This is a genomic window from Enterobacter sp. BIDMC 29, from assembly GCF_019378755.1.
GTDB lineage: Bacteria > Pseudomonadota > Gammaproteobacteria > Enterobacterales > Enterobacteriaceae > Enterobacter > Enterobacter ludwigii.
On sequence record NZ_CP080000.1, the window covers coordinates 1168084 to 1193452 of the forward strand.

General features: G+C 55.0%; 25 protein-coding genes. 7 read left to right on the top strand and 18 right to left on the bottom strand.

What is annotated here, in order from left to right; translation table 11 throughout:
* Window positions 1-130: 130 nt before the first annotated feature.
* The gene (gene slyB / locus JTA15_RS05255) at window positions 131-598 is read right to left on the bottom strand and encodes an outer membrane lipoprotein SlyB (protein ID WP_014169789.1); all 468 of its coding nucleotides are present in this window, start codon (window positions 596-598) and stop codon (window positions 131-133) included.
* A gap of 255 nt (window positions 599-853) precedes the next feature.
* On the opposite strand from slyB, the gene anmK reads away from it, so the two are divergent.
* The 5 genes from anmK (at window position 854) to pdxY (ending at window position 5435) form a co-directional block, all read left to right on the top strand.
* A complete protein-coding gene (anmK, locus tag JTA15_RS05260) occupies window positions 854-1978 on the top strand; it encodes an anhydro-N-acetylmuramic acid kinase (RefSeq protein ID WP_020884330.1) in 1125 nt (374 codons plus the stop codon).
* A gap of 93 nt (window positions 1979-2071) precedes the next feature.
* Complete coding sequence (gene mliC, locus JTA15_RS05265) at window positions 2072-2395, top strand: C-type lysozyme inhibitor (RefSeq protein ID WP_020884329.1); 324 nt, start codon at window positions 2072-2074, stop codon at window positions 2393-2395.
* A gap of 57 nt (window positions 2396-2452) precedes the next feature.
* Window positions 2453-3109, top strand: coding sequence for a pyridoxamine 5'-phosphate oxidase (gene pdxH / locus JTA15_RS05270; protein WP_025204349.1), 657 nt, complete (start codon window positions 2453-2455; stop codon window positions 3107-3109).
* 125 nt (window positions 3110-3234) lie between these two features.
* Complete coding sequence (tyrS, locus tag JTA15_RS05275; protein WP_032678025.1) at window positions 3235-4509, top strand: tyrosine--tRNA ligase; 1275 nt, start codon at window positions 3235-3237, stop codon at window positions 4507-4509.
* A gap of 65 nt (window positions 4510-4574) precedes the next feature.
* The gene (pdxY, locus tag JTA15_RS05280; RefSeq protein ID WP_014169794.1) at window positions 4575-5435 is read left to right on the top strand and encodes a pyridoxal kinase PdxY; all 861 of its coding nucleotides are present in this window, start codon (window positions 4575-4577) and stop codon (window positions 5433-5435) included.
* 59 nt (window positions 5436-5494) lie between these two features.
* Here pdxY and gstA read toward each other — a convergent pair whose 3' ends face one another.
* The 12 genes from gstA to blr form a co-directional block, all read right to left on the bottom strand.
* A complete protein-coding gene (gene gstA / locus JTA15_RS05285; RefSeq protein WP_014169795.1) occupies window positions 5495-6100 on the bottom strand; it encodes a glutathione transferase GstA in 606 nt (201 codons plus the stop codon).
* Between the two features lie 105 nt (window positions 6101-6205).
* Window positions 6206-7714 carry a dipeptide/tripeptide permease DtpA gene (gene dtpA / locus JTA15_RS05290; RefSeq protein ID WP_014169796.1) on the bottom strand — a complete coding sequence of 503 codons (1509 nt, stop codon included), beginning with the start codon at window positions 7712-7714 and terminating at the stop codon, window positions 6206-6208.
* 617 nt (window positions 7715-8331) lie between these two features.
* Complete coding sequence (gene nth / locus JTA15_RS05295) at window positions 8332-8967, bottom strand: endonuclease III (RefSeq protein WP_014169797.1); 636 nt, start codon at window positions 8965-8967, stop codon at window positions 8332-8334.
* Window positions 8964-9650: an electron transport complex subunit E gene (locus JTA15_RS05300; protein WP_014169798.1), complete on the bottom strand. Its 687-nt coding sequence runs from the start codon at window positions 9648-9650 to the stop codon at window positions 8964-8966. Before JTA15_RS05300 ends, nth begins: the two co-directional genes overlap by 4 nt.
* Before the next feature lie 2 nt (window positions 9651-9652).
* Window positions 9653-10273 (bottom strand): electron transport complex subunit RsxG, encoded by a 621-nt coding sequence (gene rsxG, locus JTA15_RS05305; protein ID WP_020884325.1) that lies wholly within the window; start codon window positions 10271-10273, stop codon window positions 9653-9655.
* 10 nt (window positions 10274-10283) lie between these two features.
* Window positions 10284-11336: an electron transport complex subunit RsxD gene (gene rsxD / locus JTA15_RS05310; protein ID WP_219372933.1), complete on the bottom strand. Its 1053-nt coding sequence runs from the start codon at window positions 11334-11336 to the stop codon at window positions 10284-10286.
* Window positions 11337-13559: an electron transport complex subunit RsxC gene (gene rsxC / locus JTA15_RS05315; RefSeq protein WP_219372934.1), complete on the bottom strand. Its 2223-nt coding sequence runs from the start codon at window positions 13557-13559 to the stop codon at window positions 11337-11339.
* On the bottom strand, window positions 13552-14130 hold the full coding sequence (gene rsxB, locus JTA15_RS05320) for an electron transport complex subunit RsxB (RefSeq protein ID WP_219372935.1): 579 nt from the start codon (window positions 14128-14130) through the stop codon (window positions 13552-13554). The genes rsxC and rsxB overlap by 8 nt, the downstream gene beginning before the upstream one ends.
* Window positions 14130-14711, bottom strand: coding sequence for an electron transport complex subunit RsxA (gene rsxA / locus JTA15_RS05325; RefSeq protein ID WP_014169803.1), 582 nt, complete (start codon window positions 14709-14711; stop codon window positions 14130-14132). Before rsxA ends, rsxB begins: the two co-directional genes overlap by 1 nt.
* 76 nt (window positions 14712-14787) lie before the next feature.
* Complete coding sequence (locus JTA15_RS05330) at window positions 14788-15228, bottom strand: DUF2569 domain-containing protein (protein WP_025204344.1); 441 nt, start codon at window positions 15226-15228, stop codon at window positions 14788-14790.
* Window positions 15229-15314: 86 nt separating this feature from the next.
* The gene (ydgT, locus tag JTA15_RS05335) at window positions 15315-15530 is read right to left on the bottom strand and encodes a transcription modulator YdgT (protein ID WP_006174966.1); all 216 of its coding nucleotides are present in this window, start codon (window positions 15528-15530) and stop codon (window positions 15315-15317) included.
* A gap of 232 nt (window positions 15531-15762) precedes the next feature.
* Window positions 15763-15888, bottom strand: a complete 126-nt coding sequence (gene blr / locus JTA15_RS05340) for a division septum protein Blr (protein WP_168112406.1) — start codon at window positions 15886-15888, stop codon at window positions 15763-15765.
* 243 nt (window positions 15889-16131) lie between these two features.
* Here blr and JTA15_RS05345 point away from each other — a divergent pair, with 243 nt between their 5' ends.
* Entirely contained in the window at window positions 16132-17172 is a 1041-nt protein-coding gene (locus JTA15_RS05345) for an oxidoreductase (RefSeq protein WP_032678029.1), read from the top strand.
* 45 nt (window positions 17173-17217) lie between these two features.
* Here JTA15_RS05345 and add read toward each other — a convergent pair whose 3' ends face one another.
* The 3 genes from add to malX all read right to left on the bottom strand — a co-directional run bounded on the left by add (window position 17218) and on the right by malX (window position 21129).
* Window positions 17218-18219, bottom strand: coding sequence for an adenosine deaminase (gene add, locus JTA15_RS05350; RefSeq protein WP_014169807.1), 1002 nt, complete (start codon window positions 18217-18219; stop codon window positions 17218-17220).
* Between the two features lie 96 nt (window positions 18220-18315).
* Entirely contained in the window at window positions 18316-19488 is a 1173-nt protein-coding gene (locus JTA15_RS05355) for a MalY/PatB family protein (protein ID WP_219372936.1), read from the bottom strand.
* A gap of 48 nt (window positions 19489-19536) precedes the next feature.
* The gene (gene malX / locus JTA15_RS05360; protein WP_014169809.1) at window positions 19537-21129 is read right to left on the bottom strand and encodes a maltose/glucose-specific PTS transporter subunit IIBC; all 1593 of its coding nucleotides are present in this window, start codon (window positions 21127-21129) and stop codon (window positions 19537-19539) included.
* A 177-nt stretch (window positions 21130-21306) separates the two neighbouring features.
* On the opposite strand from malX, the gene JTA15_RS05365 reads away from it, so the two are divergent.
* On the top strand, window positions 21307-22335 hold the full coding sequence (locus JTA15_RS05365) for a Mal regulon transcriptional regulator MalI (RefSeq protein ID WP_219372937.1): 1029 nt from the start codon (window positions 21307-21309) through the stop codon (window positions 22333-22335).
* Between the two features lie 69 nt (window positions 22336-22404).
* Here the strand turns inward: JTA15_RS05365 and JTA15_RS05370 are convergent, their stop codons facing one another.
* On the bottom strand, window positions 22405-23973 hold the full coding sequence (locus JTA15_RS05370; protein WP_032681154.1) for a YdgA family protein: 1569 nt from the start codon (window positions 23971-23973) through the stop codon (window positions 22405-22407).
* Window positions 23974-24072: 99 nt separating this feature from the next.
* Complete coding sequence (gene manA / locus JTA15_RS05375; RefSeq protein ID WP_219372938.1) at window positions 24073-25248, bottom strand: mannose-6-phosphate isomerase; 1176 nt, start codon at window positions 25246-25248, stop codon at window positions 24073-24075.
* Window positions 25249-25369 lie beyond the last annotated feature (121 nt).

Consider the following 25369-nt stretch of genomic DNA (forward strand, 5'->3'; position numbering starts at 1 on the left):
AATGTTTTTTGTAAATATATTGCTGATAATTATATTATATGTAAATAGATTTGTTTACTGGCTTTGTTTACTGGCTTCGCTAAACGGATTTGTTAAATGGATGTGGTCTGATGACCACATCCAGTTTGAATTAGCGTGGAGAAACGGTGACCTGGCTTCCGTTGCTCGCCAGAACAACGCGCTGGCCGGCAGAGAAACGGGTATTACCTTGTTTCTGTACTACCATGATGGTGCTGCCATCATCTTTACGGATTTCCAGTTCTACGCCCTGGCTTTTGTTCATTGCACCCTGAACGCCCTGGCCTGCAACACCACCTGCAACGGCACCTGCTGCCGTGGCCAGCGAACGACCCGTGCCACCGCCCACGGTATTACCAAGGAAGCCACCCAGCACAGCACCGCCGATGGCACCCATCACGTTGCTGTCATCGCCACCCTGAATTTGTACAGGGCGTGCGTTAACAACGGTACCGTAAGTGACGCTCTGAACCTGTTTGGCTTCAGAAGCGCTGTACACGTCGCCAGAAAGTGAACTGTCATTCACACAGCCTGCAAGGGTTAAACCGATCAGCGAAACGCCCAGTACACGTAAAATCATTTGAATCTCCTGTTCACCAAAAACGCCCGATGGCGGGCATCCGTTATGGCTAAATTATATGGCATAAGGGGCCATAGTTCATATCTTTGCACTAACAATAAGAAAATTGTACTTGAATTTAACTTAACGAGACATAAACGGGTACCCGGCAGGTTACCTTTCTGAGATTGTTAAAAAATATTATCGCCGGATAGCAAAGCGGCGCTGTTTATGGTTGAGTGGAGAGCATTAGCCCACGCAACGTAAGGAAAGCGCATGAAATCGGGTCGCTACATTGGTGTGATGTCGGGTACCAGTCTGGATGGCGTAGACGTCGTTCTGGCCGCTATTGATGAAAACATGGTGGCACAGCAGGCGAGCCTGACCTGGCCTATCCCCCTGGCGCTGAAAGAGGACATTCTCAGTGTCTGTCAGGGGCAACAACTGACGCTTTCTCAGCTTGGTCAGCTTGATGTGCGGCTGGGGGCGCTGTTTGCCGATGCGGTACTGGCCCTGATGCATAAAGAAAAGCTTCGCCCGCAGGATGTCGTCGCCATCGGCTGTCACGGACAAACGGTCTGGCATGAGCCGGTCGGCGACGCACCGCATACCCTGCAAATCGGCGACAATAACCAGATTGTGGCGAAGACGGGCGTAACCGTAGTCGGTGATTTTCGGCGTCGCGATATTGCGCTTGGCGGGCAGGGCGCGCCGCTGGTGCCCGCTTTTCATCAGGCATTGTTGACCCATCCGACAGAGCGCCGAATGGTGCTGAACATTGGCGGTATTGCCAACCTGTCTCTGCTTATCCCGGATCAACCCGTACGCGGCTATGACACCGGCCCGGGTAACATGCTGATGGATGCCTGGATCTGGCGTCAGCGTGGTCAGGCGTATGATAAAGACGCGCAGTGGGCCAGCGAAGGCAAAGTGATCATCCCGCTGTTGCAGTCCATGCTAAGCGATCCGTACTTCGCTTTACCGGCGCCCAAAAGCACGGGGCGCGAATATTTCAACTATGGCTGGCTCGAACGTCAGCTGGCGCAGTTCCCGGCGCTTGCACCGCAGGATGTCCAGGCGACGCTCGCCGAGTTAACGGCGGTTTCGATATCGGAACAGGTTCTTCTCAGCGGTGGCTGCGAACGCCTGCTGGTGTGCGGCGGTGGCAGCCGTAACCCGTTGGTGATGGCACGTCTTGCCGGGTTATTGCCGGGTACCGAGGTGACGACCACCGATGAAGCCGGCATCAGCGGCGATGATATGGAAGCGCTGGCCTTTGCCTGGCTTGCCTGGCGCACCATTGCCGGGCTTCCGGGCAATTTGCCGTCGGTGACTGGCGCACGTGAGGCCAGCGTCCTCGGGGCCATTTTCCCGGCGAATCCGCGTCATAATCAGAGTTAACTGAAATTCAGCGCGGCGTGTGGTCGTTAGAATGGAATGAAACAGGAGGGCAGCCATGCCCTCCAGGACCAGGAAAGTCTTCGGAATACGCCCATGAAAAAACTTCTTCTTATTGCCGCGCCTTTATTGCTGTCAGGATGCAGCGTCTACAACCAGTTCCTTGATCGCATGCAGACCGATACCCTGGAGTATCGCTGTGATGAAAAACCGCTGACCGTTAAGCTGAACAATCCGCGTCAGGAAGCCAGTTTTGTCTACGACAACAAATTGCTCACCCTCAAGCAGGGCATTTCTGCCTCCGGCGCACGCTACACGGACGGAATTTATGTCTTCTGGTCGAAAGGCGACAGTGCCACCGTCTACAAACGCGACCGTATTGTGCTGAACAATTGCCAGCTCGAAAATCCGAAGCGTTGAGATTTTTACAGGGGCGGCGCACAATAGCGCCACCCAATGTCAATGTCAGCTAACGCCATGTCAGATAACGACGAACTGCAGCAAATTGCGCATCTGCGCCGTGAATACACCAAAGGCGGCCTGCGTCGCCAGGATCTTCCCGCCGAACCTCTCGTGCTTTTTGAACGCTGGCTGAAACAGGCCTGCGAAGCGAAACTCGCCGACCCAACGGCAATGGTTGTCGCAACGGTAGATGAAAACGGTCAACCGTATCAGCGTATCGTCCTGCTCAAACATTATGACGAGAAAGGCCTGGTGTTTTACACCAACCTGGGCAGTCGTAAGGCACACCATTTAGAAAACAATCCTCGTATCAGCCTGCTGTTCCCGTGGCATATGCTGGAGCGTCAGGTGATGGTCACCGGCAAAGCAGAGCGTCTCTCCACGCTGGAAGTGGTGAAGTATTTCCACAGCCGTCCGCGTGACAGCCAGATTGGTGCCTGGGTCTCAAAACAGTCCAGCCGCATTTCGGCGCGTGGCGTGCTTGAAAGCAAATTCCTCGAACTGAAGCAGAAATTCCAGCAGGGCGAAGTTCCGTTGCCCAGTTTCTGGGGGGGCTTCCGCATTCCGATCGAGCAGATGGAATTCTGGCAGGGCGGCGAACACCGTCTGCATGACCGCTTTTTATACCAGCGTGAAAATGGCGGCTGGAAAATCGACAGGCTGGCACCGTAATCGCCGAAATTTGTTGATTTAAGCGCTAGCGCAGGCCGCGCTTGCGCTTTATTCTATGTACCTTTCGCATCAGGCGAAAAGTCGTGTACCGGCAAAGGTGCAGTCGTTTATACATGGAGAATTTGATGGCAAGCAGTAACTTGATTAAACAATTGCAAGAGCGGGGCCTTGTGGCTCAGGTGACGGACGAGGAAGCGTTAGCAGAGCGACTGGCGCAAGGCCCGATCGCGCTCTATTGCGGCTTCGATCCTACCGCTGACAGCTTGCATTTGGGGCATCTTGTTCCATTGTTATGCCTGAAACGCTTCCAGATGGCGGGCCACAAGCCTGTCGCACTGGTTGGCGGCGCGACCGGTCTGATTGGCGACCCAAGCTTTAAAGCTGCCGAGCGTAAACTGAACACCGAAGACACCGTGCAGGAGTGGGTGGATAAGATCCGCAAACAGGTTGCGCCTTTCCTCGACTTTAACTGCGGTGACAATTCTGCGATTGCGGCCAATAACTATGACTGGTTTGGCGGCATGAACGTGCTGACCTTCCTGCGCGACATTGGCAAACACTTCTCTGTTAACCAGATGATTAACAAAGAAGCGGTGAAGCAGCGTCTGAACCGTGACGACCAGGGCATCTCCTTTACCGAGTTCTCCTACAACCTGCTGCAGGGTTATGACTTTGCTTGCCTGAATAAACTGCACGGCGTCTGCCTGCAGATTGGCGGCTCTGACCAGTGGGGCAACATCACGTCGGGTATCGATCTGACGCGTCGTCTGCACCAGAACCAGGTCTTCGGTCTGACCGTTCCACTGATCACCAAAGCCGACGGCACCAAATTTGGTAAAACCGAAGGCGGCGCGGTATGGCTTGATCCGAAGAAAACCAGCCCGTACAAATTCTACCAGTTCTGGATTAACACGGCGGATGCCGATGTTTATCGCTTCCTGAAGTTTTTCACCTTTATGGACATTGAGACGATCAATGCTCTGGAAGAAGAAGACAAAACCAGCGGTAAAGCGCCACGTGCTCAGTACGTACTGGCTGATGAAGTGACCAAACTGGTTCACGGTGAAGAAGGTCTGGCCGCGGCAAAACGCATTACTGCAAGCCTGTTCAACGGGACGCTGAGCGATCTGAGCGAAGCGGACTTCGAACAGCTGGCGCAGGATGGCGTGCCGATGGTTGAGATGGAAAAAGGTGCCGACCTGATGCAGGCGCTGGTGGACTCCGAGCTGCAGCCATCCCGCGGTCAGGCGCGTAAAACCATCGCCTCGAACGCTATCACCATTAACGGTGAAAAACAGGCCGACCCGGAATACACCTTCGCTGACAGCGATCGTCTGTATGGCCGCTACACGCTTCTGCGTCGCGGTAAGAAAAACTACTGTCTGGTCTGCTGGAAATAATTAAAAGTATCCAGGGGCGTGGGAAACCACGCCCCTTTTGTTTTTTCAGGGTTTGGTAAGTAAAAATGAAGAACATCCTCGCCATTCAGTCCCACGTGGTCTTTGGGCATGCTGGCAACAGCGCCGCGGAATTTCCGATGCGCCGCCTCGGTGCCAACGTCTGGCCCCTCAATACCGTGCAGTTCTCAAACCATACACAATACGGTCAATGGACCGGCTGCGTGATGCCGCCTTCGCACCTCACCGACATTGTGCAGGGCATTGCCAATATCGATCAGCTAAAACGCTGTGATGCGATACTGAGCGGATATCTCGGTTCGGCAGAGCAGGGAGAGCATATCCTGGGCATTGTCCGCCAGGTGAAAGCGGCAAACCCGGCGGCGAAATACTTTTGTGATCCTGTTATGGGGCATCCGGAGAAAGGCTGTATCGTGGCCCCCGGCGTGGCTGAATTCCATGTGCGTCACGCGCTGCCGGCCAGCGATATTATTGCGCCGAACCTGATTGAGCTGGAAATTCTCTGCGAGCATCCGGTGAATAGCGTAGAAGAGGCGGTAAGCGCTTCTCGCGAGCTAATAGCCCAGGGGCCGGAGATTGTCCTGGTGAAACATCTCGCGCGCGCAGGGCTGAGCAGGGACCGTTTTGAGATGCTGCTGGTGACGAAAGACGAAGCCTGGCATATCAGCCGTCCGCTGGTGGACTTCGGCATGCGTCAGCCGGTGGGTGTCGGTGATGTGACAAGCGGTTTGCTGCTGGTGAAATTACTTCAGGGGGCCACGCTGCGGGATGCGCTTGAGCATGTGACTGCTGCGGTGTACGAAATCATGAAGGCGACGAAAGAGATGCAGGAGTATGAACTGCAGGTGGTCGCGGCACAGGATCGTATCGCGAAACCGGAGCATTACTTCAGCGCGACCCGGTTATAACGGTTCACATTCCTGTCAGCCGGGTAGCGACAGCGCCACCCGGCAATACAGTGCGCCGGTCAGTTCAACCCTTCTGCTTTAAGCGCTGCAGCCACCGCAGGACGCGCGGCTACGCGATCCATGTACGATGCAATGTGGTCCAGCCCGTCCATGTTGAGCTTAATGGCCCGCGCCCAGCGCAGCACGGTGAACAGATAGGCATCAGCAATTGTAAAACGCGCGCCTCCAATCCACTGATCGTCTTTCAGCGATGCGTTAACGTACTGCAGTTTTTTCTCCAGCTGAGCACGTACGGTCGGTTTGTACTCTTCCGGCGTCTCCGGACGGAACAGCGGGGTAAAGCCTTTGTGCAGCTCGGTCGCAATGTAGTTCATCCACTCCAGCGTTTTGTAGCGAGAAACCGTGCTTACCGGTGCCAGCAATTGCCTGTCGGGCACGCTATCGGCGAGGAATTGCATAATCGCCACGCCTTCGGTCAGTAGGGTACCGTCATCCAGCAGCAGAGCCGGAACTTGTCCCTTCGGGTTAATAGCAAAAAAATCATCGCCGTTTTCCAGGCGTTTTTTCATCAGGTCAACGCCATCCAGCGTGAAATCTTTGCCGCTCTCGCGCAGGGTAATGTGGGAAGCAAGAGAGCACGCGCCCGGTTTGTAGAACAGTTTCATCGGTAACTCCTTTTTGCTGAGGTTTCAGCTATGTTAGTGCGCGAACGGGTAAAAAAAAAGCCGCTAATACATTAGCGGCTTCTGTTCAGTCGTTTCTCAGTGACATTATGCGGTAGCGGTTTCGGTCGCTTTCGCCGTCTTGTCGTCGTCCTGAGTCATGCGATTCAGCTTCGGCGCAGTCAGCATCATCAGAACCGCGATAACCGCAGTAGCAATACCAATCTGCATGAACACGGTACCGTAGACGTTCAGAGAGACCAGTGGGTCAGTCACGTTATCCGGCACGGCCATCAGGTTTGCAATTTTACCTGCGATGATAGCGGCACCCGCAGTGGTCAGGAACCAGCTACCCATGATGAAGCCCATCAGACGCTGAGGAACCAGTTGTGCAACCATCGCCAGGCCCAGACCGGAGATCATCAGTTCACCGATAGACTGCAGCGCATAGCTCAGGATCAGCCAGTTAACGGAGACGATACCGGCGTCAGTCGCAAATTTCGTACCCAGCGGCAGTACCAGGAATGCGCCAGAACACAGCAGCATACCGATAGCAAATTTGTGCGGCATCGGCAGACGGTCGCCCATCTTGTTATAGATAGCAGCCAGAATCGGGCTACCAATCATGATCCAGAACGGGTTCAGGGCCTGATACTGCTCCGGCTCGAACGCGATACCCAGGATTGAGTGTTCAACGTTACGGATAGCGAAGAAGTTCAGAGACGTTGGCATCTGGCTGTACAGAACGAAGAAGATAATCGCTTCCAGCATCAGGATGAAGGCCACAATCATCTTACGACGAGCGGCACCCTGCATGGCGAAGGCTTCTTTCGCGAAGATGATCACGATACCCAGCGCAACGACACCCAGAACCGCACGCGCGATGCCCTGGTTATGCAGCAGCCAGGTTGCGATTGCCGCGAGGATCACCACGCCGACAATGGTCGCCAGCAGTTTGCCAATGTGAACCGGTTCGAAGTCTGGTTTGGAGCCGTAGTCTTTCACCCAGCGTTTGCAGAAGGCAAAGTTAACCACGGTGATCAGCATACCGACAACGGACAGGGAGAACGCAACGCTCCAGCCGAATTTAGCGGCCAGCCACGGGGTTGCCAGCATGGAGAAGAAGGAACCGATGTTCACGGACATGTAGTACATGGTGAATGCACCGTCCAGACGCGGGTCATCTTTGTTGTAACAGGTAGAGAGCAGGGAAGACGGGTTCGCTTTGAACAGACCGTTACCGACGGCGATAGTCGCCATACCCATATACACCACAGCGGCATCGTGACCAGACCATGCAACCAGCGCATAGCCAACGGCCAGGACAATCGCACCCAGCATAATGACACGTTTAGTCCCGAGGACTTTATCACCCAGCCAGCCGCCGATAGCGACCAGACCGTACACCAGGGCACTGAAAGAGGAGAACAGCGTAATGGAATCTGCTTCGGACATACCCAGCTGTTTTACCAGGTAAACCGCCATGATCCCTTGCAGGCCGTAATAACCAAAACGCTCCCATAACTCGATAGAGAAGATGAGATAGAACGCTTTAGGTTGTTTAAAAGCGTTAAGACTTACGCTTTCATCTGTTGGTTTATTGTTTGCAGTCGACACATATACCTCTTTTTTTACATCCCATATTAACGGGGGTGTTCATCGCGTGATGGCCGTAGTCCATCCGCCTTATAGTTATATTGGGAGGAGAAACGGCGGGTAATGTTCACTATCCTGCACCGTCTGGCAATACGTTTGTAATAATCTGTTACATATAACTAGGCCGCTATAATCGGCGGTTCATACAAATGTTATTCAGCGTTAAATTTCATACGATCTGTAAAGGGAGTTTTTTTGACTGGCATTCACCCATAATTTGCCCTCAATGGCGATATGTTCTGCTATTTGAGGTTTATTGCAGTGATATAGCCCATATTCTGAAAAATAGCTGGTCTTATGTGTTGCTCGTAATGAGTTTGATCTTGTCTGGCAAAGGGTTTACGCCGCTTTTAACAACAAAAATTCAACACGAAGTTATCAGGGTGATCTTGATCACATATGTATAGAAATTTTCGGCCATGAAAAAAGTATTAACCTGTTTGAGCGTTAAAGGCTCGAACAAGTGATAAGGGAAGCGGTAAGGAAGGCGGATAAATTATGGTCAAAAGAAGGTCTTCTGGTAGACCCTCTTTTGGTAAGGAATTGCCGTTGCGACAGAAAACGAAAAGCGCAAGATATCAGGGATACACTTTCTCTTTGTACTCGCAGAGATCTTCGATGATACAGGAGCCACAGCGAGGCTTACGGGCAATACAGGTATAACGGCCATGGAGAATGAGCCAGTGATGGCAATCCACCTTAAATTCGGCGGGAACCACTTTTAGCAGTTTCTCTTCAACCTGCTCGACATTCTTGCCCGGTGCGAAGTTCGTGCGATTAGAGACGCGGAAAATATGGGTATCAACGGCGATAGTCGGCCAGCCAAACGCGGTGTTAAGTACCACATTCGCAGTCTTGCGTCCCACGCCGGGTAATGCTTCCAGCGCGGCGCGATCTTCCGGCACTTCCCCCCCGTGCTGTTCCAGCAGGATCCGGCAGGTTTTGATCACGTTCTCAGCCTTGCTGTTAAACAGACCGATGGTTTTGATATAGGACTTCACCCCGTCCACGCCCAGTTCCAGCATCGCCTTTGGCGTGTTGGCGACCGGATAAAGCAGGGCGGTCGCCTTATTAACGCTCACGTCGGTAGCTTGCGCAGAGAGCAGCACGGCGATCAACAGCTCGAACGGGGAGTTAAAATTCAGCTCCGTCGTCGGATGTGGGTTCTCATCCCGCAGACGGGTCAGGATCGCAATGCGCTTTTCTTTATTCATGAGGCCTTCTCGGGTATCCCTTCCTGTACGCTGCGCTCAGCCACGCGGCGCTTACGTTTTTCATCAATCAGGTATTTTATCGCCAGCATCATGCCGAGGCCAATAAACGCGCCTGGCGGCAGCATGGCCAGCAGGAACGGCGTATCGGTGTGGAAGACTTCGATGCGCAGCGCTTTAGCCCAGCCGCCGAGCAGCGCATCTGCGCCATCAAACAGCGTTCCGTTACCCAGGATCTCACGCATTGAGCCGAGCACGAACATGGCACCGGTTGCCCCCATACCAATAGAGAAGCCATCCAGAGCCGACATCGCCGGGCTGTTTTTCACGGCAAAAGCTTCCGCGCGCCCGACCACAATACAGTTGGTTACGATGAGGGGAATAAAGATCCCGAGCGACTGATACAGACCGAACGCATAAGCGTTAATCAGCATCTGGACGATACTCACCACCGACGCGATGATCATGACGTAAATCGGAATACGGATTTCCGATGGCGTCCAGCGGCGCAGGGCAGAGATGGACAGGTTGGTCAGGGTGAGAACCAGCGTGGTTGCCAGCCCCAGACCCAGCGCGTTGGTGGCGGTGGATGTCACTGCCAGCAGCGGACACATCCCCAGCAGCTGTACCAGCGCGGAGTTGTTTTTCCACAATCCCTGGACGATAACCTCTTTAACCTGGCTCATGATTACTCCTCACAGGCCGGAAGATTGTTCATCTGCGCGGGCAGCGTTTCCGCATACAGCCCGGCTCGTTTTACGGCATTGACCACGGCCCGTGGGGTAATGGTTGCCCCTGTGAACTGGTCAAACTCGCCGCCATCCTTTTTCACAGCAAACGCAGGATCCGCTTCGCCGTGGATCACTTTTCCGGCAAAATGCAAAATCCAGTCGCTCAGACGGGTTTCAATTTTATCCCCCAGGCCTGGCGTCTCATGATGTTCCGTCACGCGCGTACCCAACACGGTACCGGAGAAATCGCTGCCGACCAGCAGTTGAATCGCCCCGGAGTAGCCATCGGGCGCCGTCGCTTCCATCACCGCGCCTACCGCGTTATCTCCCTTACGGGCAATAAAGACGCGGTGCGGGCCTTTGCCTAACTGAGGTGCCTGGACCACGAAGCAACTTTTCTGCAGGTCATTATCGTAGAAATCAGGGGGGATCACCTGATCGAACAGGGCTTTTTGCTGCTTCACCGCCTGTTCGTCGATGGTCGATTTGGTCAGGTTGTTCACCAGGGCCGTCAGTCCGGTGAGGACCGCGGCGAAAATGGCCAGCGTGACGCCATGTTTTTGCATTGTTTTCAGCATCGCGAACCCCTTAACGGTGGCCGTACACGCGCGGACGCGTGTAGTAGTCGATGAGCGGAACGGTGATGTTCGCAAGCAGAACCGCGAATGCCACACCGTCCGGGTAACCGCCAAAGCTGCGGATGAGCCACACCAGCAAGCCGGCCAGTGCACCGAAGATCAGGCGGCCACGGTTCGTGGTAGATGCCGTTACCGGATCGGTCAGGATAAAGAACGCACCCAGCATGGTTGCCCCCGAGAGCAGATGCATCTGTGGGCTGGCGAGCGATTCAGGCGTGAACACCCATCCCAGTGTGGCGCAGACCGCCAGCGTCACGAGGAAGCTGACCGGAATATGCCAGCGGATCGCTTTCTGCTGCAGCAGGAACAGCCCGCCCAGCAAATAAGCAAGGTTCACCCACTGCCAGCCCGCGCCCGCCAGCATGCCGCTGAAGATGGCAGATTTCATAATCTGATCGACGGAGTGCCCGGCATGCAGGGAGGTTTTAAACGTATCGAGTGGTGTGGCCTGGCTGATGCCATCCACGCCCATACGCAGTGCGTTCATATCCGCACCGAGCGCGGTATGGCCGGTAAAGATAACGTGCAGGGCATCCATAAAGCCGGGTACCGTCGCGGCAATGTCATGCGGCGGCAACCAACTGGTCATCTGAACCGGGAAGGAGATCAGCAGTACGACGTAGCCAATCATCGCCGGGTTGAACGGGTTATGGCCCAGCCCACCATAAAGCTGTTTGGCAATAATGACTGCAAACACCGTACCGAGCACCACCATCCACCACGGGGCAAACGGCGGAATACTGATTGCCAGCAACAGGCCAGTCAGCAGTGCTGAGTTATCGGCAAGGATGCGGGAAACCGCCAGCTTACGCAGTTTAAGCACCAGGGCTTCTGCCCCTAAGGCACTGGCACAGCCCAGCACTATCTGGAACAGCGTTCCCCAGCCGAAAAACCAGCACTGTACGGCAATGCCCGGCAGCGCCGCCAGGCACACCAGCATCATGATGCGTGATGTCTGGCGCTGATTATGGGTGTATGGGGAACTTGCGATTCTGAAAACCATTTAATCCTCGTTAACTGCTTGCTGTGCGGCTTTCTTCGCCTGAACGCGCGCAATGGCGGCGGCGACTGCGGCTTTACGTGGGTCGTCGTTTGCGGCCGGTTGCTGTTCTTCCTGCTGTGCTGCTTTGCGGGCCTTGGCGCGGGCAATGGCGGCTTCGACAGCCGCCTTACGCGGGTCGACAGGAGCTTCAGGTGCAGCGGCTTCAGGCTGCGCCGCCGCTTTACGCGCTTTGGCACGGGCAATGGCGGCTTCGACAGCCGCTTTACGCGGGTCGACGGGGGCTTCAGGCGTAGCGGTTTCAGTCTGCGCCGCTGCTTTGCGCTCTTTAGCGCGCGCGATCGCCGCTTCAACAGCCGCTTTACGGGGATCTACGGCCTCCGCGTCTTGTTCAACTACCTCGTTTTGCTCGCCGGCCTTACGGGCTTTRGCGCGCGCGATCGCCGCTTCAACAGCCGCTTTACGGGGATCTACGGCCTCCGCGTCTTGTTCAACTACCTCGTTTTGCTCGCCGGCCTTACGGGCTTTGGCGCGGGCAATGGCGGCTTCAACGGCGGCTTTACGCGGATCGATCTCAGCGTCAGAGGAGGCTGACTGTGCTTTTTCTGCCTGACGGGCGCGCGCAGCCGCTTTACGCGCTTCGCGGGCGGCAATCGCTTCGCTGTTATCCGGTTTTTCACCGGCCGGGATCACCACGGTCTGGGCTGCCGTCGCTTTTTTCTCCCGCACGCGTGCCAGTGCGGCATTAATCGCATCCTGGTCTTTTTCGCCGGGCTGAACTGCGGCCTGTTTGTGACGCGCCTGACGGGCCAGTTTTTCACGCTCCAGACGAGCCTGACGCGCTTCAAAACGCGCTTTCGCTTCGGCTGCGCGTTTCTCTTCCATGGAGATGGCATAAATCTCGGCCTTCTCCTGGCGGAAGTACTGCACCAGAGGAATGTTACTTGGGCAGACCCAGGCGCAGGCACCGCATTCGATGCAGTCGGCCAGGTTATGGGCCTGCGCTTTATCGTGCAGCTGACCTTTGCTGTACCAGTACAATTGTTGCGGAAGTAAATCCGCCGGACAGGCATCGGCACAGGCGCTGCAGCGGATACAGCCTTTCTCCTCCTGCTCTTCACCCATTTCGGTCGGGGAGGGGGCAAGCAGGCAGTTTGTGATTTTTACTACCGGGACATCGAGCCACGGCAGGGTAAAGCCCATCAGCGGGCCACCCATGATCACCATCTGGTCGCTGCCCGGGCAAAAATCAGCCTGTTCCAGCAGATGACGAACCGGCGTACCCAGACGCGCCCAGACGTTGCCCGGACGTGCGACAGATTCACCGGTCAGCGTAACCACGCGCTCGGTCAGCGGTTCACCGTCCACCACCGCACGTTTCACGGCGTAGGCTGTCCCGACGTTTTGCATCAGCACCCCGATGTCCGAAGAGCGTCCGCCATGCGGAACCTGCTTGCCGGTCAGAATTTGCGTCAGCTGTTTGGCACCGCCAGAGGGGTACTTGGTTGGGATAACGCGCAGGCCGATATCGTGGCTGCCGTTGAGGACGGCACGCAGCATCGAAATAGCCTGTGGCTTGTTATCTTCAATGCCAATCAGCACTTCGCGCGGCTGCAGAATATGGGCAAGAATGCGGATCCCTTCCACGACCTGCGCGGCGCAGTCTTGCATCAGACGATCGTCGGCGGTGATGTAGGGTTCACATTCTGCTGCATTGATGATCAGGGTCTGAATTTTATCGCCGCCGCCGTGCAGTTTGACGCCGGTAGGGAACCCTGCGCCGCCCAGGCCGGCAACGCCGAATTGATGAATACGCTCGATAAGCGCTTCGCGGCTCCGGTTGCGGTAGTCGCTCCAGCCGTCACGTTCTATCCAGCGGTCTTCTCCGTCGGCTTCAATAATGACGCTCAGCTCGGAGAGCGCAGAGGGGTGTGCAACGGTATGGGGGGCGATCGCCACCACTGTACCGGACGTCGGAGCGTGGACCGGCAGCATACGTCCGCGACCGAATGTTAACGGCTGGCCGCGAAGGACGGTATCGCCTTCTTTCACGCACAGTTCACCCTCAGCACCGATATGCTGTTTCAGCGGCATGACGTAACGGGACGCCAGCGGAATTTGGCGCAGCGGCGTGCCGTTGGACTGGGTTTTCATTTCAGGTGGATGGATACCACCGTCAAAGTCCCAAATCTTCTCTTTTCTGAAAGCAGAAAATAACTTAAGCATGTTGTTCCACAGGAATGATGCGAACCGGAATGGTTTGAAGATCCCACTTCCAGCTTTCGGTAGTCGGTTCAACCGGGCGCAACGTTATACATTGCGTCGGGCAGGGTGCCACGCAGAGGTTACAGCCGGTGCACAGATCCGCCACGACGGTGTGCATGGCGCGCGTTGCGCCAACGATGGCGTCGACAGGGCATGCCTGAATGCATTTTGTGCAGCCGATGCAGTTCGCTTCGTCAATCACGGCGAGGGCGCGAACCGGCTCCTGCGCATCTTCATCGCCGTCAACAGGTTGCGGGTCAACGTTAAGCAGGGCGGCTATTTTCAGCATTACCGCTTCACCGCCGGGTGCGCAGCGGTTAATTTTTTCACCCTGCACGCCTACCGCTTCGGCATAGGGGCGGCAGCCAGGATAGCCACACTGCCCGCACTGGCTTTGCGGCAGAAGCTCATCGATTTTTTCTACAACAGGATCGTCCTCTACCGCGAAACGGCGGGAGGCGTAACCCAGAATAAGGCCAAACACCAACCCCAGCACGCTGATAGAGGCGATGGCTATCCAGACAGTACTCATTACAACTTCACCAGACCACTAAAGCCCATAAAGGCCAGAGACATTAAACCTGCTGTCACCAGGGCGATCGCGTTACCGCGGAATGGCGCAGGGATATCCGCTGCTGCCAGACGCTCGCGAATCGAGGCGAACAGCACCATCACCAGAGAGAAACCGACGGCGGCAGAAAAACCGTACAGCGCCGATTGCATGAAATTATGCCCAAGGTTGATGTTCAGCAGCGCCACGCCAAGTACTGCACAGTTGGTGGTAATCAGCGGCAGGAAGATACCCAGCAGGCGATAGAGAGCCGGGCTGGTTTTACGCACCACCATTTCTGTGAATTGCACTACCACCGCGATGACCAGAATAAAGGACAGCGTACGCAGATAGATTAAATCCAGCGGGATGAGGATCCAGTTATCAATCAACCACGCGCAGATAGACGCCATCGTCATCACGAAGGTGGTTGCCAGCCCCATGCCCATTGCAGTTTCCAGCTTTTTGGAAACCCCCATAAATGGACACAGGCCAAGGAACTTCACCAGGACGAAGTTGTTAACCAGCACAGTGCCGACAAAGAGCAGTAAGTAATCGGTCATTATTTAGCCTGAAATAAAAAAGCCGCCTATTATCGGACAAACCACCGCAGGCGACAACAGGTTATCTGTAAGGTTATTACGGGTTCACAAAGGTGTTCTTCACCCGCGTCGAACGCTTGAAATAGGGCACCAGCAGCGCCGCAGCCAGTAACGGAAAAAGCAGCTGGCGAACGGCCAGGGCATCAGAAACTGGCGAAAAAGCAAAGGCTTTCACCGCCAGCAGGACCGAAATCAGCAGCCAGATAATGTAGTGTTTAGGGACACCCTTACGGCGCTTAAAGAAGGCAATGGTCAGCCATAGCGTGTAGTACCACATCCCGATTGCAAAAACGAACGACACAAACCACATCGTAATATTAAGCACACTTTGCGACATCAGGGTCTGGATTGCATGAGGTGTAATCAGTGCGGTGGTATAAAGCAGCAGCGCAAGTGATGCGCTTAATAATGCAACCAGCAGCCATGCCAGTGGGGCGATTAACCAGCCTCCAATTCGTTCTCCAGGCGTTGCGGTCATGAACTCTCCCATAATCTGCGCGAAATGTTGTACAGCCAGTTTGCAGGGCGGAGAGTATATAACATTTCGCGCGGATGGCTACTTTCTTATAAAACGTAGCGCCATACAGACTTAGGCACTTCACCGACGTTGAACAAACGGCCACCGGAGACCAGCTCCGCACGGCGGTGGTCAGCGGCGCGATACATATTGATGATTTCCTGATTATCCGACAGCGTGTAGTTCAGATGGTCAAACAGTTTTTCCAGGCTCTCAAGCGAATTGATCTTGCGAAATTTTAATAAATAGTCCTGAACTGTCATATTAATAAGTTTCCATATAAAAGTGAGTAATACCAGTTAAGGTAATTCGTCCGAATAATAAACGGATTAATAAAGACGTAAACAGCCCACTCAGATAACGCGACTAAATTAGGAGTTTTCTTTGCTGAAAGTACAGGCATCAGACGATGCCTGGAAGAGAAGGTTAACCGTGTTCACCAGGGCTGGCAATAAGTAACTGACATATTATGTCACTCTTTATTGCGGTAACCGGTTACTTAGGTTGGGCGACGGTGACAGGCTCCGGCGGCTGGTAGTTATCGATATGGCTGGCAACGCCAAGCAAAATGACCGATACCCCAAGGACAATCCATCCCGCTAATTCAATGATTCGATTAATAATTGACGTCATGACTGGTACGTGTAATTTATCCATAAATACAGGTTGCAAATGTTACAGCGCCGTTTCCCCCGCGGCAAGTGCTTTGGGAACGGTTCCCCTAAACAAAATCAGAACGTTAAATCTATGTAACAAAAACAACCGGCATAGCCTGCTATTTTACGTCATATGGCACATGATTAATCTGTAAGAACGTCAGAGTAGCCAGTGTGAAATAAGATAGTCATAAAAGAGGGCAACATTATGAGTGATAGCATCCGCGTCGGGCTTATTGGTTACGGGTACGCGAGCAAGACTTTTCATGCGCCTCTGATTGCCGGGACGCCGGGCATGGCGCTGGCGGCAGTTTCCAGTAGCGATGCCACGAAAGTGCATGCCGACTGGCCCTCCGTGCCGGTTGTTTCTGAACCTAAGCATCTTTTTAACGACCCTAATATTGATCTGATCGTCATTCCCACCCCCAATGACACGCATTTTCCGCTGGCAAAGGCCGCACTGGAAGCCGGTAAGCACGTTATTGTCGATAAACCCTTCACGGTGACGTTGTCACAGGCGCGCGAACTGGATGCGCTGGCAAAAAGTTTTGGCAGAGTGCTTTCGGTATTTCATAACCGTCGCTGGGACAGTGATTTCCTGACGGTAAAAGCGCTCCTTAATGAAGGTACGCTGGGCGAAATCCTCTTTTTTGAATCGCACTTTGACCGGTTCCGCCCTCAGGTCCGAAACCGCTGGCGTGAGCAAGCCGGGCCGGGCAGCGGCATCTGGTACGATTTAGCGCCGCATCTTCTCGATCAGGCCGTAAATTTGTTTGGCCTGCCGGTCAGTATGACGGTCGATCTGGCCCAGCTCAGACCCGGAGCGCAAACCACTGACTACTTTCATGCCGTCTTGAGTTACCCGCAGCGGCGTATTGTACTGCACGGGACAATGGTGGCAGCCGCCGAATCAGCGCGTTATATCCTCCACGGTACCCGCGGGAGCTTTGTGAAGTTTGGTCTCGATCCTCAGGAAGAACGCCTGAAAAACGGCGAGCGTTTGCCGCAGGAAGACTGGGGCTATGACATGCGGGACGGGATTGTGACGCGGGTGGAAGGCGAGGAGAGGGTTGAAGAAACGTTACTGACGATCCCGGGTAACTATCCGGCGTATTATGCCGCTATCCGTGATGCGCTAAACGGGACGGGGGATAACCCGGTTCCGGCCAGCCAGGCGATTCAGATTATGGAATTGATTGAACTGGGGATTGAATCAGCCAAACACCGCGCAACGCTCTGTCTGGCGTGATTCTGGCAAAGCCGGGTAAGGCGAAGCGCCCACCCGGCAACGGGCTTAGCCGCGGGCGACCTTATCCCTCAGCGCCTGTTTCTCTGCTGGCGTCAGGAAAGCGATGTCCAGGCCGTTAATCTGCGCCTGGCGGATCTGATCCTGACTCAGGCCAGCCTGCGGTGCGGCGACGGTGTACTCATGAATAATATCCACGCCCTGTACTGCCGGATCGTCCGTGTTCAGTGAGGCCAGAACACCGTGCTCCAGGAAGGTTTTCAGCGGGTGATGCGCCAGTGATGCCACTGTGCTGGTCTGAATATTGGACGTCAGACAGGATTCAATACCAATACGCTGCTCGGCAAGGAAATCCATCAGGGCGCGATCTTCAACGGCTTTGACACCATGACCGATACGTTCTGCACCCAGCTCACGGATGGCCTGCCAGATGCTTTCAGGGCCTGCCGCTTCACCGGCATGCACGGTAATGTGCCAGCCGGCGTCACGCGCGCGGTTGAAATGAGAAAGGAACAGACTGCCCGGGAAGCCGAGTTCATCACCCGCCAGGTCAACGGCAGCGATCGCATCACGATGCGCCAGTAACCCTTCAAGCTCCTGCAGACAGGCCGCTTCACCGAAGGTGCGGCTCATAATGCCAATCAGGCGAGCCTGAACGTCGAAGGTTTTACACCCTTCGCGCACGCCGTCAATTACCGCTTCAACCACGCCTGCAACGGGCAGGTTGTGGGTCATCGCCATATAGCCTGGCGAAAAGCGCAGTTCAACGTAGTGCAGGCCATTACGGGCGGCATCTTCAATATTTTCGAAAGCAACACGGCGGCAGGCATCCAGCGAGGCCAGCATCTTCACGCCCCAGTCGAGTTTGCTCAGGAAACTGACCAGATCCGGTTCATTTGAGGTGACCTGAACGTGGGGGATTAGGGTCTCAATCGTTTGAGCAGGGAGCGTGAGATTGTACTGGCGGCCAAGATCGAGGATGGTTTGGGCACGAATGTTACCGTCAAGATGGCGGTGAATATCAGTCAGTGGCAGGCGTGTATCAATCATGGTCGCACTCTTTTCTGGTTAAAGTGCGTCATATTATAAAAACAAAACGAGGTAAAAAGCTATTTGCGCAAGGGAATATTCCGTTGCGCAATCTGATTACAGGAGCGTCGTTATGCCGGCGATCAGCCGCTGAACCCCTTGCTCAAGCTTGCTACGCGGGCATCCCGCGTTCAGACGGACAAAACCGTTACCCTCTTCGCCGTAGGTGTATCCCGGCATGATGGCGACCTTTTGCTGCTCAATCAGGACTTTTTGTAGCATTTTATCGTCAAGGTTGAGTGGGCGTAAATCGATCCAGGCCAGATACGTGGCTTCGGGTGGCTGCCAGTTGAGCGTCGGAAACGCGTGGTGTAATTCGCGTGCAATGTACGCCAGATTTTCCTCCAGATACGCCCGCAATGCATCCAGCCATGGCTCTCCCTGCTGATAGGCAGCAATGTGGGCCGTCAGCGCCAGTACGGAAGGGGAAGAGAGCCCGTCACGACCTTTTAATGCGCTGAGGTAACCGTTACGGCTCTCTTCATCGCCAATCAGCCCCCAGGCACCGGTGAGCGCCGGTATGTTAAAACTTTTTGAACCAGAGCTCAGAAGTGCCCATTTGCCGCGTGCCACTTCATTCCACGGCGTATGGCGACGGCCTCCCCACACCATGTCCATATGAATTTCATCGCTGATCACCGCCACGTCATAACGGGCGCACAGTTCTGCCATGTGACTCAGCTCTTCACGGGTCCAGACTTTACCCGTGGGATTTTGCGGGCTGCACAGCAGCAAAATTTTGTTTTCCGGTTTTGCCAGCGCCGCCTCAAGCGCGGCCCTATTTCCCTGCCAGCCCGTGTCATGTTTTTCCATCGCCACGCCGACCACCTGGCGGGCATTCCCCTCGATGGCCTTATAGAACGCATCGTAAGCGGGGGTATGGACCACCACGCCGTCGCCGGGAGTTGACCAGAGGCGAATCAGTTCGGACACCATATAAATAACGGAAGGCCCGTACACGAGCGATTCGGTATCAATGTGGCTGTTAAAGCGCTGCCGGAACCAGTGCGCCACAGCGGCGAGAAACTCTTCATTTTTCCAGCGGCTGTAGCCAAACACCCCGTGATGAATACGCTGGTGCAGCGCTTCGGTGATGCAGGGCGCGGTCGCGAAATCCATATCGGAGATGGTGAAGGGCAGCAGATCGTCCGCGCCAAAGCGGTCGGCGACATAGTCCCACTGCGTGCACCAGGTGCCGTGTCGATCCACGACGGTTGAAAAATCGAACATGACTCAAGTCCTTAAAGAAAACCCCCCTCAGCGCGAGGGGGTGAGGCATCAGGCTTCCACTGTACGCATCAGGGTTGCCAGCTCATCTTTCACTGACTGGACCTGCGGGCCGATAACCACCTGCAAATTATGTTGATTTAACTGTACCACGCCGATGGCCCGGTTGGCTTTCAGGGCGTTGGTGTCCACTTTCGACATGTCCGCCACCGACAGGCGCAGTCGGGTGATGCAGTTATCCAGAGAGGTGATGTTATCCGCACCGCCCAGCGCCGCCAGAATAGCAGGGGTGTTATAGCCGGACTTACCCACGGTACCTGCAACAGCCTGCTCAACGCTGCTGGCGGTATCGGTATCCCGTCCAGGCGTTTTGAGGTTAAAGCGGGTGATGGCGAAGCGGAAAATTCCGTAGTACACCGCGAACCAGATAGCGGCGACCACCGGTACCAGGTACCACTTGGTCGACAACCCGTGCAGGATCCCGAACACCACAAAGTCGATGACGTTGCCGTCGGTATTCCCGATGGTGACGCCCAGCACCGCCATCACGGTGAAGCCCAGACCGGTCAGTACCGCGTGGATGAGATACAGCACTGGCGCGACAAACAGGAACAGGAATTCGATTGGCTCCGTTGTACCGCCCACGACACAGGCGATGACCCCGGAAATCAGCAGCCCTTTAATTTTATGGCGGTTTTCCGGACGAGCACAGTGATACATGGCCAGCGCCGCACCCGGCAAGCCGCCGAGGAAGGCCGGCATTTTACCCTGCGACAGGAAGCGGGTTGCACTTTCAGAGAAGCCGTGCGTGGTCGGGCAGCTCAGCTGTGCCTGGAAGATGGTCAGCGCACCGCTCACATCGTGTCCGCACACCTCCATTGTGCCGCCGGCTTCGGTAAAGCGGATCAGCGCCACCAGAATATGTTGCAGACCAAACGGCAGCAGCAGACGTTCGCCGGTTCCGAAGATCATCGGACCAAAATCGCCCGCACCGTTGATGATGCGGCCAATCCCGTTAATCCCCAGCGCAAAGACTGGCCAGATCAGCGGAATAATAAGGCCAAACAGACCCATGACCACAAGGGTTACAATGGGTACAAAGCGGGTGCCCCCGAAGAACGCCAGCGCATCAGGCAGGCGGATATTGTGGAAGCGCTCATGCAGCATCCAGATAATCACCCCGGCGATCACCGCGCCGAGGATCCCGGTATCAATGGACTGAATCCCGATAACGCTCTGAATGTTGTTCGCTTTAAGCACGGCGGCATCGGTGGTGGGCAGAATGCCTTTAGCCGTCAGCCAGAAGTTCACCGCAAGGTTCATTACCGCATAACCGACAAACCCGGCAAAGGCGGCCACGCCTTTGTTCTCGCGTGCCAGACCCAGCGGGATAGCAATACAGAACATCACCGGCAGGAAGCTGAAGGCGAAGGAGCCGACTTTACTCATCCAGATAAAGATCGCCTGCAGCACAGGTGTCCCGAGGAACGGGATCAGCGTGATGACGTCCTTACTGCTCAACGAACTGCCGATCCCGAGCATGATCCCGCAGAACGAGAGGAGTGCCACGGGCAGCATAAAGGTTTTACCCAGTTGCTGGAAAAATTCCCACAGCGATATTTTTTGTGCTGCTTTCGCCGTCATAAAACGACTCCTTTATTGTTAAAATCAGTTTATCTGCTTCAATGCTGCGAGAAGATAAAACGTTTTATCAAAGTTTAGTGCGCTCTGAATCACATTCTCAGGCTTTGACTGGTAGTATAAAGATTACATATTGATAAAACGTTTTACCGATCTCATTTCAGGGAGTCACGCCGACACATGGCTGTAGCGAAAAAAATCACCATCAACGATGTCGCGCTGGCGGCGGGGGTTTCCGTCAGCACCGTTTCACTGGTGCTCAGCGGGAAAGGACGCATTTCTCCCGCGACCGGGCAACGGGTTAACGAGGCGGTTGAGCAACTGGGCTTTGTACGTAACCGCCAGGCATCAGCGCTGCGCGGCGGCCAAAGCGGTGTGATCGGTTTGATTGTGCGTGACCTGACCTCTCCCTTTTATGCCGAACTGACCGCGGGCCTGACCGAAGCGCTTGAAGCGCAGGGACGGATGGTCTTTTTGCTTCACGGCGGTCGCGAGGCCGATCAGCTCCTTTCCCGTCTGGATATGCTCCTTTCGCAGGGCGTCGACGGGGTGATCGTCGCCGGCGCGTCGGGTGTGAGTAATGACTTGTGCGAGCGCGCCGCCGAAAAAGGCGTGCCGCTGGTGTTTGCCTCGCGCGCCAGTTATCTGGACGAAGCCGATACCCTGCGACCGGACAACATGCAGGCCGCACAAATGTTGACGGAGCATCTCATTCATCGTGGGCATCAGCGCATTGCCTGGCTTGGCGGAAAAAGCTCGTCCCTGACGCGAGCCGAGCGGGTAGGCGGTTACTGCGCGACGCTGATTAAATACGGCCTCCCGTTCCACAGCGAATGGGTGGTGGAATGCGAATCCAGCCAGAAGAAAGCCGCGGAAGCGATAAACGCGTTATTACGGAGGAGCCCGACGATAAGCGCCGTGATTTGCTATAACGAGGTGATTGCGATGGGAGCCTGGTTTGGCCTGATCCGCGCCGGGCGTCAGAGCGGAGAGGGTGGGGTTGAAACCTTCTTCGGCCACCAGGTGGCGTTAGGGGCATTTGCCGACGTCGGTGAAAACGCGCTGGACGATCTGCCCATTGTCTGGGCCACCACACCAGCCCGGGAGATGGGTTACACGCTGGCGGACAGGATTATGCAGCGCATCGAAAAAGCAGACGTGCAGGCCGGGCACCAGATTGTGTCGGCACGGTTAGTGACGGTGAAATAGTATTTAGTGGCACCAGGCTGAGTACCTGCAACCGGTAGTAAAAAACCCCTCAGAGAGGGGTTTTGATGATTACTGCTGTGGTGCAGCGGGTGCAGCGGGTGCAGCGGGTGCAGCGGGTGCTTCAGGCACGGCCGGCGCTGCAGGTTCAGCCGGTTCCGGCATCCCTAGGGCAGGCATACCAAACATCCCGACAAAATCTTCCAGCGGCATTTTATCGCCGTTCAGCGTGACCTGACCGTTGGCATACTGCAGGCTGGTGGAAATGGTGTTGTCTTCCATCTTCGTGATGCGGAACATCTGGCCCATTGCCGCCAGGCCTTTCACCTGCTGGCTCGCCAGCTTGCCGGCATCTTCATCGCCATACCCTTCAAGCTTCGCAATCTGGGTCATAAACTCGGTTGCCATATCCACAGGGATGGTCAGCTTGCTGTCGAGTGACTTCACGCTGCGATCCACTTCCTGCGCCAGCGTCTGAGGTTCACCCGTTGCGGTTGCCGGGTCTTTCAGGAACAGGGACAGGTTAAAGTTGGTTTCGCCTTTGCTGTTTTTCCAGCTCAGCGGGGCCACGGTGATAACTGGCTCGCCTTTCAGCAGGATTGGCAGGTTGTTCATCAGCACCGCCATGGCCTGCTGCTGGTAAACTTCCGGATTCTGCTGCAGCGCGGCATTGCTCAGCAGTGCCTGGCTCTCTTTGCTGTATTTCTGGCTAAATTCATGCCACGCCTGACCGTCGATATTGCCAATCTTCAGCGACAGTTTGCCGGTCCCGAGATCCTGGTTCTGCACTTTCAGGCTCTTCAGGGCGTAATCCAGTTGGGTATTGATGCTCTTACCGTCTTTAGACACGTCGGATTTGCCGTCCACCTCCATGCCTTCCAGCACGGCCATCTCTTTCCCTTCAACCGCGATAGCAATCTTGTCAAAAGAGAGTTTCTGATTACCGATACGCTCTTTAAAATCGGTCATCTTGCTGTCGCCGTCGGCTTTCAGGTTATTGAACGTCAGCTGAACCTTTTGACCGTATTCATTGACGGCATTGATCAGGCCGCTCTCTGCTTCACCGGTCAGGGAGAAGACATTTCCATCGCGGTCAGCATCAACCTTGAAATTCCCCCCGCTAAAGGTCACTTTCTCATTATCTTTCTCGTAGTTCAGTGCTTTCAGATCGATACTGGAACGTGTGTCGCCGGCGTAGCTGATGCGGGTGTTAACCTCGAAAGGTGACTCGTTCTTTGCCAGATCAAACAGCGGTTTGGTTAAGTCGTTATTCACCAGTACAGTATGAACGGACGCCATCGACGGGATCAGGTTAAAAGACGTTAACTGTGCCAGCGGGAACGGACCATGGCTGACCACTTCATCCAGCACCACGCTTTGGCCCGGTTTCAGCCAGCCATTTTCATTACCGGCAACAGGCTTGACAACCACCTGCATATGGCTGGTAAAGACACCACGCTGATAATTCTGGTAGGCAAGCTCCACGCCTGCTTCCGGCGCGCCACGCTTAAGCTCTCCGTTAGCCTGTGCCACCATCTCAGCCAGACGGCTTTCCAGCTGTTTCCCGGTAAACCAGGAGGCACCTGTCCAGACCACGCCTAACGCTACAATCACTCCTACCGCTACGACCGATTTTTTCATTGCGACTATCCCTAAAATGAAACCAGGCGGTAGAAACCGCCCGGTGATGTAAAGTCTTCAACTAGCTTAGCAAGAGTTGTTAAAAAATTCAGTAAGTGCTTATAGCTTATTAAAAACACGCGCCAGACGACCGGTACCGCTCACGCTCACCGGCGACTCGTTTGCCGCTACAAATGCCGATTCGCCTGGCTTGAGCACCAGACGCTCGCCACCTTTATGCAGCGTTGCTTCACCTTCAATGCAGAACAGGATTGCTGCGCTCTCCTGCGCGATGGCGGTTTCTGCCGGGCTCAGGTCATGCAGTGAGAAGGCAAAATCATCCACCGGGATCGGGAAGTCCAGCTCCGCACCCTGTTTAACAGGCTGAGTCAGCAGGTGATCCGCAGGCTTCGCCTCAAACTTCACGTTGGCAACCAGCTCAGGGATATCAATGTATTTCGGCGTCAGGCCTGCACGCAGTACGTTGTCTGAGTTGGCCATCACCTCCAGCGCCACGCCCTGCAGGTAGGCGTGCGGGGTTTCAGCAAACAGGAACATCGCCTCGCCCGGGTTCAGCTTCACCACGTTCAGCAGCAGAGGGGAGAACAGGCCGCTGTCGTCCGGGTAGAATTCAGAAATCAGGCGGATGGTATCCCACGGCTCACCGTGCTGGCTGTCCAGCGCTGCTTTCAGCACCGCCAGGGCGTGAGATTTCTCTTCTCCCTGCATGTTCAGCAGGCTGGCGAAAAGCTGGCTCAGGCCTGCTGCATTCGGGTTTTCCAGGAAGTGAGCGATCGCGTTGTTAGCACCCGCCACCGGCTGCAGCAGGGAGATAATTTCTGAGAACTCGCGAAACGCGTTCATCGCCAGGAAGGGGGTCAGCGCAAAGACCAGTTCCGGCTTGTGGTTAGGATCTTTGTAGTTACGCTCGGCCGCATCTAACGGAATACCGGCCGCGTTCTCTTTCGCAAAGCCCATCTCAGAGGCTTTTTTATTCGGGTGCACCTGGATCGAGAGCGGCTGGTCGGCGCACAGCACTTTAAACAGGAACGGCAGCTCACCAAAACGGCTGGCAACCTTGTCACCCAGCAGGGTGGCTTTGTCGGCATCAATCACGTCGCGCAGAGAGCGAACCTGGCCGCTTGCGTCTTCAATTTTTGAGCTGCTCTTCGGGTGCGCACCCATCCACAGTTCTGCCATTGGCAGGTTGTTTGGGTTCGCGATACCGTAGAGATCCGTTAACGCAGTTTTACTTCCCCAGGCGTAGTTTTGCACTGAGTTAATGAGTTTTTGCATTATCAAGCCCTGATTCAATGGTGGAATTAACTCCGGGTATTAAAGCAATAAACCACATGGAAGTAACCTGTGGATGTAAAAAGTCGTACTAGTCTCAGTTTTTGTTAAAAAATTGTGTAGG